General features: G+C 43.2%; 7 protein-coding genes and 2 rRNA genes. 3 read left to right on the forward strand and 6 right to left on the reverse strand.

What is annotated here, in order from left to right:
• Position 1: 1 nt before the first annotated feature.
• Genes gspE through gspC form a run of 3 tightly spaced genes read right to left on the reverse strand, consistent with a single transcriptional unit; the run spans position 2 to position 4,590 of the window.
• Positions 2-1,567 (reverse strand): type II secretion system ATPase GspE, encoded by a 1,566-nt coding sequence (gene gspE, locus LY624_RS15720; protein WP_341803435.1) that lies wholly within the window; start codon positions 1,565-1,567, stop codon positions 2-4.
• Positions 1,560-3,623 (reverse strand): type II secretion system secretin GspD, encoded by a 2,064-nt coding sequence (gspD, locus tag LY624_RS15725; protein WP_237120511.1) that lies wholly within the window; start codon positions 3,621-3,623, stop codon positions 1,560-1,562. Before gspD ends, gspE begins: the two co-directional genes overlap by 8 nt.
• 22 nt (positions 3,624-3,645) lie before the next feature.
• A complete protein-coding gene (gene gspC / locus LY624_RS15730; protein ID WP_341803436.1) occupies positions 3,646-4,590 on the reverse strand; it encodes a type II secretion system protein GspC in 945 nt (314 codons plus the stop codon).
• 206 nt (positions 4,591-4,796) lie between these two features.
• On the opposite strand from gspC, the gene hslR reads away from it, so the two are divergent.
• The 3 genes from hslR to LY624_RS15745 all read left to right on the forward strand — a co-directional run bounded on the left by hslR (position 4,797) and on the right by LY624_RS15745 (position 7,878).
• On the forward strand, positions 4,797-5,219 hold the full coding sequence (hslR, locus tag LY624_RS15735) for a ribosome-associated heat shock protein Hsp15 (RefSeq protein ID WP_371353126.1): 423 nt from the start codon (positions 4,797-4,799) through the stop codon (positions 5,217-5,219).
• Positions 5,220-5,229: 10 nt separating this feature from the next.
• A complete protein-coding gene (gene hslO / locus LY624_RS15740; protein WP_130149079.1) occupies positions 5,230-6,075 on the forward strand; it encodes an Hsp33 family molecular chaperone HslO in 846 nt (281 codons plus the stop codon).
• A gap of 264 nt (positions 6,076-6,339) precedes the next feature.
• Positions 6,340-7,878 carry a phosphoenolpyruvate carboxykinase gene (locus tag LY624_RS15745; RefSeq protein ID WP_193987926.1) on the forward strand — a complete coding sequence of 513 codons (1,539 nt, stop codon included), beginning with the start codon at positions 6,340-6,342 and terminating at the stop codon, positions 7,876-7,878.
• Between the two features lie 460 nt (positions 7,879-8,338).
• Here the strand turns inward: LY624_RS15745 and LY624_RS15750 are convergent, their stop codons facing one another.
• The 3 genes from LY624_RS15750 to LY624_RS15760 form a co-directional block, all read right to left on the reverse strand.
• Positions 8,339-9,718, reverse strand: coding sequence for an IS4 family transposase (locus tag LY624_RS15750; protein ID WP_341803437.1), 1,380 nt, complete (start codon positions 9,716-9,718; stop codon positions 8,339-8,341).
• 206 nt (positions 9,719-9,924) lie between these two features.
• Positions 9,925-10,039 (reverse strand): 5S ribosomal RNA (rrf, locus tag LY624_RS15755).
• A 132-nt stretch (positions 10,040-10,171) separates the two neighbouring features.
• Positions 10,172-13,054: ribosomal RNA gene (locus LY624_RS15760) — 23S ribosomal RNA — on the reverse strand.
• Positions 13,055-13,154: the final 100 nt, after the last annotated feature.

Below are 13,154 nucleotides of genomic sequence, written 5' to 3' on the forward strand. Positions count from 1 at the left end.
GTTAACCTTCCTCACGTGTCACACGTAAGACTTCTTCCAGTGTCGTTCGCCCTGCTAATACGCGGTTACAACCATCTTGGCGAATACTTGGGCTACGAGTTCGAATATATTTTTCAACACTTTGTTCGCCTTTGCCACTGTGAATCATCTCACGGATTGTCTCGTCAACAACAAGCAGTTCATGAATACCTGTACGACCACGATAACCATTGAAATTACACTCTTCACAGCCCACAGCGCGATAAATTGTTGGGGGCTCAGATGGGTTAACACCTAATAATTGACATTCTCGCTCATCTGCAACATGTCCTTCTTTGCAGCTATTACATAATGTACGCACTAGACGCTGTGACAGTACACCCAATAGTGATGATGAAAGCAAGAAAGGCTCTACGCCCATGTCTTCCATACGGGTAATTGCACCGGCAGCCGTATTAGTATGCAGTGTCGACATAACTAAGTGACCCGTTAGGGATGCTTGCACACCAATTTGGGCCGTTTCAAGGTCACGGATTTCACCAACCATTACAACATCCGGATCCTGACGAAGAATAGCCCGCAGGCCACGGGCAAAGGTCATATCTACTTTCGTATTTACTTGAGTCTGACCAATACCAGGGATCTCATACTCAATCGGATCTTCTACGGTCAAAATATTGCGGTCACGCGAATTAATCTGACTCATACCTGCATATAAAGTGGTACTTTTACCAGAACCTGTCGGGCCTGTTACCAAGATGATACCGTGCGGTTTACTGATAAGATCTGCAAATAGCTCTCGGTTACGCTCTGTCATGCCTAAATCTTCCAGATTTAGGCGGGCATTATTTTTATCTAGTAGGCGCAGTACTACACGCTCACCAAAACTCGATGGCATGGTTGATACACGCACATCAACAGCACGACCCGCAATACGTAAACTAATACGACCATCTTGCGGGATACGCTTTTCAGCAATATCGAGCTTAGCCATAACCTTTATACGTGACACCAATAAAGAGGCAAGTTTACGATTTGGTTTTAATACTTCCTTTAAGACTCCATCAACCCTGAAACGAATAACTAATTCTTGCTCAAAAGTTTCAATGTGAATATCGGACGCACCTTCTTTGATCGCTTCACTTAACATGGCATTAATCAGTTTGATGATTGGCGCATCGTCATCACCAGCAAGGAGATCTTCTGTTTGTGGCAATTCATCAGCTAATGAGAATAAATCAACCTCATTGCCAATATCTTCCATCATTTGCTGTGTTTCAGAACTATCTCGCTGATAAGATGCTTCAAGCAATAATTCAAACTTATCATCTGTCAGTTGCTCTAAAGTAAAGCTATGGCCTGCAATTCGTCGCACTTCAAGCAAAGCATTTACATCTAGTTCGCCACGATAATAAACCGTCCAGTTATCAGCATTTTTACTAAGTAATACGCCAACACGACGCGCATATGAAAATGGCAAACGTTTAGCTGGCAAACTGACAAGATCATCACTTGTTAAAAGCTCACCGTGCTCAGTTGGCTCGTTATGGACTAGCTCGTCATTAATCTCTGTAATTGCATCAGTCATCTTTGCGATCATCTGCGTTTTGTTGTTTTAAATATTCTTCGTACGTTGGTGGCAAGACTAAGGCATCATTCCACTCTGGCAAGATTGGCATTTCTGTCAATGGCATTAAATCAATCCCATCTTCTTTTTGTTTATGCTGCTCACCACGAATGAAATTATATTTCACATGACTGAGTTTATTCATACTCATGCCATCACGAACGATTGTAGGGCGAATAAATACAATTAAATTACGCTTACGCTTGCTGGTACTGGTTGAACGGAATAAATGGCCAAGTACTGGAATGTCACCAAGTAATGGTACTTTTGACACACTTTCTTGAACGTTTTCGTCAATCAAGCCGCCTAATACAACCATTCCACCATCATCGGCCATCACTGTGGTTTTAATTGCACGCTTGTCTAATGAAATATCAACCGCTGTTGCACCACTGACACTCGATACTTCCTGCTCTATCGTTAACTGTACAGCTGAACCATCGTTAATTTGTGGCGTTACTTTAAGCTTTACACCAACTTCTTGACGTTCTACTGTTTGGAAAGGATTTGAGTTATCTGAGCCTGTTTGAGACCCTGTGATTATTGGCACTTCTTGACCAACAATCATTGATGCTTCTTCGTTATCCATAGTGGTTACTGACGGAGTAGCAAGAATATTTGAATTGGTATCAGAAGACACAGCTTGGATAATCGCGCCCCAGTCGTTTTTGACAATACCCATAGCTAAACCATTAATACCACCAAGTAAGGTTGCAAGTGGGCCTAAGTCACCTTCTACAGTTCTTTCGATTGGCGTAACATTACTTGTTTCAGTGCCAATGACGTTATCTGTAATTGTTTTATCTCGCGCTTGTTCGGCGGCAACAGCCAATGAGCCCACTGGCACTGTAGTACCATTATTAAACTGCATCATCCCGCCTTGCTCTGAAATCCATTGCAGACCAAAGTTAATACCATCAGCTTCAAAAACTTCGACAATAATTGCTTCAACCAACACTTGAGCACGGCGTATATCAAGACGCTCAATCACTTGTTCCAATGAACGCATGGTGTCTGGTTGTGCAGTAATAACCAATGAATTTGAGTCTGGATGAGCTTCTATACTGGTTTCGTTTTGATTACGTGTACGAGTTTTAGTTGCGCCGCCTTGAGCATCTTCTGCAAGCGTTTTACTTACACCTTGTAAAACTTTTACAAGCTCATCTGCTTTCGCATAATTTAAATAGATAACCTTAGTATTACCTTGGTTCTCTAATTCACCATCTAAGCGACTAATAAGCTCAACTGCACGAGTTCGGGCTTGAGCTTCACCACTTACAATCACGCTATTGGTTCGGCCGTCTGCCACCACTTTAGGAATTAAAAACTCAGGAACACTTCCCTTACCACTGTCTTTATAAATATTTTCAACAACAGAAACAACATCGTCCGCCGTTGCAAATTTAAGCTTTACGATATCAACACGCTTATCACCAGCTTGGTCAACCGAGCGAATAATTTCAACTAAACGATTTACTGATGCAGCATGTCCAGTAAGCATCATCACGTTAGCTGCATTAAAGTTTGCTACATGACCACCATCTTTTTGGTCGCTAAATTGACGTACTAATGGCCCTAACTCTTGAACGCTCACATTTTTAACACGCACAACGCGTGTCACCATCATGTCGCCGCTTGCTTGATTATCTTCTGTAATCAAAGGAACATTAGACTTTTTAGCGTCAGAGCTTTTCTCAATTTTGATGATACCGTTATCCATTTCTACCGCTGAATAACCATACACTTCAAGTACATTTAAGAAAAATTGATAATAGAGCTTCTCATCCATTAACTCATAACTGCGCACATTAACTTTACCGCGCACATTAGGGTCAATAATGACTGTTTTATTTAGGTTTTTCCCAACGATATTAATAAATTCATTAATATCTGTTCCTTTAAAATTTGCAGCGTACTCTACAGCCGAAACTGAGAGCGATAATCCTGTTAACAAAAAAAGCGCTGCATATTTAGCTAACCCTTTTTTAATTTTTTTGAGGTGTAGCGCGTGAACCATTTTATAAAAACTCCAAAGCTAGTTATTGCAGGCTAAATTGCACATCAATTTGCTCACCATCCCGCTCGATAGTGATACTTGCGTCAGTACTATTGCGTAATTCGTTTATAGCCGACATCGCCTGTTTTAAATCATTTAATTGATAGCCATTTATAGCAACAGCTAAATCATTATTCATTAATCCCATTTGCTTAAATAGCTCTGGATCTTTACCAGGGCTTAAGCGATAACCCACAAGCTCACCATCAACCATCGCTTGCGATACACGAATATAGTCGAATAGTTTGCCAGGATCGTTTAATACTTCTTCGCGCGTTTCAATAATCGCTTCTTTAATGTCTTCATCTACCGTTGGGTTTATTTCTCTTTCGGTATCAAAAGGCTGAGGACCTTCTTGTAATTCGGGCTCCGCCTTTGCGGCCAACACAGGCATAGAGACTGTTTTAGTGAAATCGAGGCCATCTAACATCAATGTTTCAAAACGACCACTCACATCTAAAATAACCCGATCAGGCAAAACTTGAGCTAACTTAGCCCGTGTTCCTTGAATAGCATCATCGACTACATATGTTTCTTGTCTTCCTTGAGATTCAATAATTGCTAAACCTGCTTGATCATCTTGGCTCACTGCGACAATGCCGGTTAAGTTGATACTTAACCGTGTTTCTGGGGCATTATTAATAACATGTGTTTGCTTAGCGGTAGGCTTTTTTGAGTCAACAATCACTTTTCCAAATAAATGCTGATCAATAATTTGTTGAGAACTGACAGTATCTGTGCGAGTCGTATTCAAACTTACTCGATTTGCAGGCAATACTTTTGCATTAGGCTCAGGCCATAACAACCAAAACAACTTAGATGACAAAAATGCTATATAAACAACAACTAATAGCACTACAAATGCACTCAATTTGGCATGTGGTAGGCCATTCAAAAATTGTCTAACTTGTTGTAAGTGTTGATCCATAAACTTTAATTCTTATTTTAATTTACTGCCTAATAGCTGGCTTATACTACCCTTTCATTTTTCATTCAACAAGCGCACATATATTAAACTTTGTAAACAGAGTGATTCTAACGAGTAGGAGTTCAAAGCAAGGCTTTGACTGTTTCTTTATAATTAAGTTTCATGATAAATTTTGCCTATATATTGAGTAGCTTTAGAAGAGCGTAATTGTGTCAAAAGTTAACACTAAACAGTCGCAAGACAAACAAGACGAGTTAAGCGTACGCCTAGATAAATGGTTATGGGCTGCACGCTTTTATAAAACCCGCTCAATAGCACGAGACATGGTACAAGGCGGTAAAGTGCATTATAATGGACAACGTACTAAACCAAGTAAAATAGTCGAAGTGGGTGCAGTAGTAAAACTACTACAAGGGGTCGACGAAAAGATAGTCACGATTGAAAAAATCCTTGATAAACGCCAAGGAGCCCCCATTGCACAAACCTTATACCAAGAAACTCAAGCAAGTATTGAGAAACGCGAAGCAAATGCTATCGCCCGTAAGAACAACAGCTTCTTTGCTCCACACCCTGATCGTAAGCCAGATAAAAAGCAAAGACGTGAACTGTTAAAAATGAAATCAAGTTAGGTAATGCTCCATGCAACAAGATTTACTTCATCGTTATATATTTGATCAACTCGATGTACGTGGTGAACTCGTACAAATAGACCAAACCTATCAAGAGATGATCGCTAACCACAATTATCCTGCCCCTGTGCAAGCTCTACTTGGTGAGTTACTTGTAGCAACTTGTTTACTCACAGCAACCCTAAAATTTGAAGGTGAGATAGCCGTCCAATTACAAGGAGACGGTCCAGTAAAATATGCTGTTATTAATGGCGATGATAAGCAAAATATGCGTGGCATTGCGCGCCTACAAGGTGAGGTGCAAGGGAACACAATTAAAGATTTAATCGGAAATGGTTATATGGTCATTACGATTACCCCAACAAAGGGCGAGCGTTACCAAGGTATTGTGCCTTTAGAGCACGATAGCCTAGATAAATGCCTTGAAAGTTACTTTGAACAATCAGAGCAATTGAAAACACGCTTATGGTTCGCAACAGAAGTGACGACTGACTCTGCCAAAGCGGCAGGCCTTTTCTTACAAGTATTACCGGTTAATAAAGAGAAATCTGTAGAAGACTTCACGCATCTAGAAGCGCTGAGCAACACAATTAAGGATGAAGAATTACTTCACCTAGATGCTAATACAGTGCTTACTCGCCTATATCATGAAGATAACCCACAGTTGTTTGAACCACAAAAAATTACTTTTCGTTGTGGATGCAGCCGTGAAAAAACAATTACTGCGTTAGTTAACCTTGGCCAAGATGCGTTACTTGAAGACGTAAAAGCAAATGGTGAAGTTAAAATTAGCTGCCATTACTGCCTAAAGGATTACATCTTTAACGAGCAAGATATTAAAGCTATTTTCAACTAAAGCAGCTCTTAATAATAATATTATATTAAAAGCCGTATTTATTACGGCTTTTTTGTATAATTTTATGACACCGGTATCATAAAAAACCACTCTTTCATGACACCGGTATCATTGAAATTATTCATGTTTTTTGCCAAATATATGTGTTTTTAAGGCCTTCAGACTATCGAATATCCCTAATCCTTCTGTTACTATTATTTCAGCTTAAGGGAAATAAGAACCCCAGAGCTATCCCGTTCAATCTCACACAATTTAGGTATAAACATGACTGCAAACGCTACTCGTTTTGTCGATCTAACTGCAGCTGAACTTGTCGAACACGCAATCCGTCGTGGCGAAGGGACTTTAGCCGCTAATGGTGCTTTTGTTGCAAATACTGGTCGTCGTACTGGCCGTTCACCAAAAGACCGTTTCATTGTTCAAGAACCAAGTACTGAAAACGAAATCCAATGGGGTAACGTAAACCGTCCTTTCGATGCTGACAAATTCGACGCCTTATGGGCTCGCGTAGAAGCACATGTGCAAAGTAATGACCACTTCATCTCTCACCTAGAAGTTGGCGCAGACCCTGAGCACTATTTACCTGTTGTTGTAACAACAGAAACTGCATGGCATCACATCTTTGCCAAAAACATGTTTATCGAACCTGATACTTATAATGCATCTGATTTACCTCAGTGGCAGGTAATGAATGTCCCTTCTTTTGTTTGTGATCCAGAACGTGATGGCACAAATAGCGATGGCACAGTAATTATCAACTTTGCACAACGTAAAGTGCTACTGGCAGGTATGCGTTATGCCGGTGAAATGAAAAAATCAATGTTCTCTGTACAGAACTTCCTACTTCCTGCAAAAGGTGTATTACCAATGCACTGCTCTGCAAACGTAGGTGAAGCTGGCGACACTGCGCTATTCTTCGGTCTTTCTGGTACAGGTAAAACAACATTATCTGCAGATCCTACTCGTTTCCTAATCGGTGATGACGAGCACGGCTGGGCACCAGGTAGCGTATTTAATATCGAAGGTGGTTGTTACGCTAAATGTATCGATCTATCTCAAAAGAATGAGCCTGTTATTTGGAATGCAATTCGCTTTGGTACAATCTTAGAAAACGTTGTACTTGACGATAACCGTGTGCCAGATTTCCATGATACTAGCCTTACACAAAATAGTCGCGCAGCTTACCCTCTAGAGCACGTTGAAAAACGTAAAGTAGAAAACCGTGCAGGCGAACCAAAAGCCGTTGTATTCTTAACATGTGATGTAAGCGGCGTATTACCACCAGTTTCAGTACTTACTGAAGAAGCTGCAGCTTACCATTTCCTAAGCGGTTACACTGCAAAAGTAGGTTCAACTGAAATCGGCTCAACAAGTGATATTGAATCAACTTTCTCAACCTGTTTCGGTGCACCATTCTTCCCACGCCCAGCAGGCGTTTATGCAGAGCTTCTAATGAAGCGTGTACGTGAATTCGGCGCTAAAGTATACCTAGTTAACACAGGTTGGACTGGTGGCCCTTACGGCACAGGTAAGCGTTTCGATATTCCGACTACACGTGCTGTAGTTGATGCAATCGTATCAGGTAAACTAGCAGATGTTGAAACTCAACACATCGACGTACTTAACCTAGATGTACCAGTTGCAGTTCCTGGCGTAGATAGCCAACTTCTAAACCCAATCAACACATGGGAAGATAAAGAGAAGTACGCAGAGTACGCAAACAAACTAGCTTCTGACTTCACTGAAAACTTCGCTAAGTACGATGTTTCAGAAGCAATCAAATCTGCAGGACCTAAAGCTTAATAACGAGCTTACTTCCTGAATAAAAACGCCAGCTATATGCTGGCGTTTTTGTTTTTACAGTAATAATGTTGGCATACAGCAGTGATTTTACTTTAGTATTAACGCAACCATTTTATTAATAACCTCTGCATTTTAGTCCCGAACAGCAGCGGGTGTAACCCGTCCTCAATAAGAACTACGCCCATGAGTCTCATCACGCGATGTAAAATCGCGACGACACACACAAAAAAGCTGCTGAATTTCTATGTTTATTTGGAGCTATACTGGGCTACGCAGTGGATACCTCGCTTTTTATGGCATCTGCCACACTCTCATTATATTGGATGGCTTATCGCGTAGCCGCGAGCTTACCCCACGTCATTGGCTCTCTATTCGCGGATAGAGCGCGATGTAAAATCGCAACGACAAATGTGTTGGGGCGGCTTTATCGCGTAGCAGCGGGTTTATCCCTGTCTCTTGATCACAACTTTTCATCAAGAGACATTGCTAATTCATAGCCTTCAAGGATGGTTTGAAGTTTAAACCATCCTTCCCATAGCGCTTCCCAGCCTACACGCTCATTCCTTTTACTATCGTGCCATCCCCCTAATTTCCCTATATTCAAGTAAGCCCACCTTAAGGATGGTACTTGCTTTGGTAGGCTTTTCTTCTCTCGCTTTTTCCACAATAACTTCCACTCAACTGTTGTCATTAATAGTTCACAGCTTTGCTTTTCTGCAAGTGATTTATTAAGCCCAAGGTAACGTAATTGATGTATGCGAACTGCAATAAACGCGAGAATAACTATCATCTTATCTAAATTATCTTTGCTGTGCATTCTTAGCTTCTCTACCTGAGTACCACCCGTTTTCCATGCTTTATGGAACTCTTCGACCAACCAGCGTTTTTCATAATAGGTGATGATAAGTTCAGCGTGCTCAGCCGAAGAAACAGACTCTGTTGTAAGCAAGTGCCAGCAAAGTCCGGCATCATTACCTCTTTCAACACAGCTAACATAAAATAAAGGCGTTGATTGACCTGGCTTACTGTAGGGCATTTTTATAGTAACGGATGCAAAGCGAACATCACATAGTGCAGTACGTGCTTTACGACCTCCTTTTTGAGGAATATAAACTTCCCGTGTCCCTGCACTTTGTAACTGGCTACCATAGGCATAGAGCTTGTTATCCGCTTCTTCTATATGACGACTTTGCATCGAACGGACAACAAAGCGTTGGTTGTTTTCATATTTATATTTAAGGTATTCAATCACGTCCGATTCTCGATCACATACGGATATCACTTTTGATATCTCAGGGCCTAATCGTTCGGCCATATTTTTTGAAGCTCGCTCCCACTTATAACTTTCTTTTTCTTCGTATTGCCGCTTAACTGCATTGTTACGCTGCCCCATTTTCCTGATATCACGCGCCCAGCGTGATTGCTCAACTAAACCTAGTACATGCTGCTCATCAGGCGCAAAAAGTAATATGCTGTGAGCTTGTACACCGCGAGCGTTTTTATAGGATGTAATATGGCCCAACTCTTCATGTACACTTGCGTGGGGAAACTGCAAGGAGGTGGTATCTTCTAAGGCGAGCAATGTATCGTAATGCTCAACTTTATCCGCCGTTGCTTTGAAGCCCGATTCAGCAATGGCATCTGCATCAAAGGAGGCGTTTCTAACAAATCGGTAAGCAGCTTCTATTTCTGCTGAAGAACTCGATGCTTTCACAATTGATTTCCCTAATTTATTTGCGAGTGAATGAGCTAATTTAATCAACCTATTCACACGGCGTTTATCGCCTAATTTTGCTTGATAAAATGTATCGTAAGCCCAATCGAGAGAATTGATAAGCATATAAACCTCCAACTATGTTGGAAGATCTGATCATGGATAATGAAAAGAGTTCAAAAAATCCCCAGCAGAGCTAGGAATTTGTGTATAAAAGACAGGGTTTATCCCGCGTCATGGGCTGTCTATTTACGGATAAAGCGCCATGTAAAAGCGCGACGACACACGCAAAAAACCCGCTGCATTGCTGCAACGGGTTTCTTTAATTAGGAGCCTGGCGTTGTCCTACTTTCACATGGCAAATGCCACACTATCATCGGCGCTGTTTCGTTTCACTACTGAGTTCGGCATGGGGTCAGGTGGGTCCAAAACGCTATTGTCACCAAGCAAAATGTGTTGTAAACGCGATATAAAATCGCGACTACTAAATTCGGAATGCTGATTGTAAGTAAATTCTACTTTAGTAATTTAACTTCTGTTTTGCGTTGTTACGCTGCCACAAAACGCGTTTGGCGTTGTATGGTTAAGCCTCACGGGTAATTAGTACAGGTTAGCTTAATGGCTCACACCACTTCCACATCCTGCCTATCAACGTTGTAGTCTTCAACGGCCCTTCAGAGACTTTAAAAGTCTAGTGAGAACTCATCTCGAGGCCTGCTTCGCGCTTAGATGCTTTCAGCGCTTATCAGTTCCGAACGTAGCTACCGGGCAGTGCCATTGGCATGACAACCCGAACACCAGCGGTTCGTTCACTCCGGTCCTCTCGTACTAGGAGCAACCCCTCTCAATTCTCAAACGCCCACGGCAGATAGGGACCGAACTGTCTCACGACGTTCTAAACCCAGCTCGCGTACCACTTTAAATGGCGAACAGCCATACCCTTGGGACCGACTTCAGCCCCAGGATGTGATGAGCCGACATCGAGGTGCCAAACACCGCCGTCGATATGAACTCTTGGGCGGTATCAGCCTGTTATCCCCGGAGTACCTTTTATCCGTTGAGCGATGGCCCTTCCATTCAGAACCACCGGATCACTATGACCTACTTTCGTACCTGCTCGACGTGTCTGTCTCGCAGTTAAGCTGGCTTCTACCATTACACTAACCGTACGATGTCCGACCGTACTTAGCCAACCTTCGTGCTCCTCCGTTACTCTTTGGGAGGAGACCGCCCCAGTCAAACTACCCACCAGGCACTGTCCGTAATCCCGATCAGGGACCAACGTTAGAACATCAACACTACAAGGGTGGTATTTCAAGGACGGCTCCACAAAGACTAGCGTCTCTGCTTCAAAGCCTCCCACCTATCCTACACATGTAGGGTCAATGTTCAGTGCCAAGCTGTAGTAAAGGTTCACGGGGTCTTTCCGTCTAGCCGCGGGTACACAGCATCTTCACTGCGATTTCAATTTCACTGAGTCTCGGGTGGAGACAGCGTGGCCATGGTTACACCATTCGTGCAGGTCGGAACTTACCCGACAAGGAATTTCGCTACCTTAGGACCGTTATAGTTACGGCCGCCGTTTACCGGGGCTTCGATCAAGAGCTTCGTCCGAAAACTAACCCCATCAATTAACCTTCCGGCACCGGGCAGGTGTCACACCGTATACGTCATCTTGCGATTTTGCACAGTGCTGTGTTTTTAATAAACAGTCCCAGCCACCTGGTCACTGCGGCTCCCGTCCGCTTAGAGAGTAAATCTCATCACAGATAGGAGCGTACCTTCTCCCGAAGTTACGGTACAATTTTGCCTAGTTCCTTCACCCGAGTTCTCTCAAGCGCCTTAGTATTCTCTACCTGACCACCTGTGTCGGTTTGGGGTACGATTCGGTATAATCTGAAGCTTAGAGGCTTTTCCTGGAAGTATGGCATCAGCAACTTCACACCCTTGGGTGCTCGTCTCGTATCTCAGTCTTAAGAGTCCGGATTTTCCTAAACTCTCAACCTACTTACTTTCACATGGACAACCAACGCCATGCTTGCTTAGCCTGCTCCGTCCCCCCATCGCAATTATACCAAGTACGGGAATATTAACCCGTTTCCCATCGACTACGCCTTTCGGCCTCGCCTTAGGGGTCGACTTACCCTACCCTGATTAACATGGGATAGGAACCCTTGGTCTTCCGGCGTGCGGGTTTTTCACCCGCATTATCGTTACTCATGTCAGCATTCGCACTTCTGATACCTCCAGCAAACCTCCCGGTTCACCTTCAACGGCTTACAGAACGCTCCCCTACCACTCAAACAAAGTTTGAATCCGCAGCTTCGGTGCATAGTTTAGCCCCGTTACATCTTCCGCGCAGACCGACTCGACCAGTGAGCTATTACGCTTTCTTTAAAGGATGGCTGCTTCTAAGCCAACCTCCTGGCTGTCTGGGCCTTTCCACATCGTTTCCCACTTAACTATGACTTTGGGACCTTAGCTGGCGGTCTGGGTTGTTTCCCTCTTCACGACGGACGTTAGCACCCGCCGTGTGTCTCCCGGATAGTACTTTACGGTATTCGGAGTTTGCAAAGGGTTGGTAAGTCGGGATGACCCCCTAGCCTTAACAGTGCTCTACCCCCGTAAGTATTCGTCCGAGGCTCTACCTAAATAGATTTCGGGGAGAACCAGCTATCTCCCGGTTTGATTAGCCTTTCACTCCTAGCCACAGGTCATCCCCTAACTTTTCAACGTTAGTGGGTTCGGTCCTCCAGTTGATGTTACTCAACCTTCAACCTGCCCATGGCTAGATCACCGGGTTTCGGGTCTATACCTTGCAACTCAACGCGCAGTTAACGCTCGCTTTCACTACGGCTACCCTAATCGGTTAACCTCGCTACAAAATATAAGTCGCTGACCCATTATACAAAAGGTACGCAGTCACCCTCGAAGGGCTCCTACTGCTTGTACGTACACGGTTTCAGGTTCTATTTCACTCCCCTCACAGGGGTTCTTTTCGCCTTTCCCTCACGGTACTGGTTCACTATCGGTCAGTTGGGAGTATTTAGCCTTAGATGATGGTCCACCTATATTCAGTCAAAGTTTCACGTGCTCCGACCTACTCGATTTCACTTAGATTGCATTTTCGTGTACGGGACTATCACCCTGTATCGTCAAACTTTCCAGAATGTTTCACTAACACAAAATAAGCTTAAGGGCTGGTCCGGTTTCGCTCGCCGCTACTTCCGGAATCTCGGTTGATTTCTGTTCCTACGGGTACTTAGATGTTTCAGTTCTCCGCGTTCGCCTCTTACACCTATGTATTCAGTGCAAGATACCTGCAAGCAGGTGGGTTTCCCCATTCGGAAATCCTAGTCTCAAGCGCTTTTTACTAGCTTGACTAGGCTTATCGCAAGTTAATACGTCCTTCATCGCCTCCAACTGCCAAGGCATCCACCGTGTACGCTTAGTCACTTAACCATACAACCCAAACGGGTCTTTGTTAGTGACAGCTGTTAACTTCGCCAGAAGTTAATTCATCAAATAATGATGAGAATACTAAAGTAGATACCAATTAATC

It is taken from the genome of Pseudoalteromonas sp. N1230-9 (assembly GCF_032716425.1).
Classification (GTDB): Bacteria; Pseudomonadota; Gammaproteobacteria; order Enterobacterales; family Alteromonadaceae; genus Pseudoalteromonas.

Coding starts and splice junctions, on each gene's coding strand:
- gspE (WP_341803435.1), bottom strand. CDS start 1,567: ATGACTGATGCAATTACAGAGATTAATGACGAGCTAGTCCATAACGAG.
- gspD (WP_237120511.1), bottom strand. CDS start 3,623: ATGGTTCACGCGCTACACCTCAAAAAAATTAAAAAAGGGTTAGCTAAA.
- gspC (WP_341803436.1), bottom strand. CDS start 4,590: ATGGATCAACACTTACAACAAGTTAGACAATTTTTGAATGGCCTACCA.
- hslO (WP_130149079.1), top strand. CDS start 5,230: ATGCAACAAGATTTACTTCATCGTTATATATTTGATCAACTCGATGTA.
- LY624_RS15745 (WP_193987926.1), top strand. CDS start 6,340: ATGACTGCAAACGCTACTCGTTTTGTCGATCTAACTGCAGCTGAACTT.
- LY624_RS15750 (WP_341803437.1), bottom strand. CDS start 9,718: ATGCTTATCAATTCTCTCGATTGGGCTTACGATACATTTTATCAAGCA.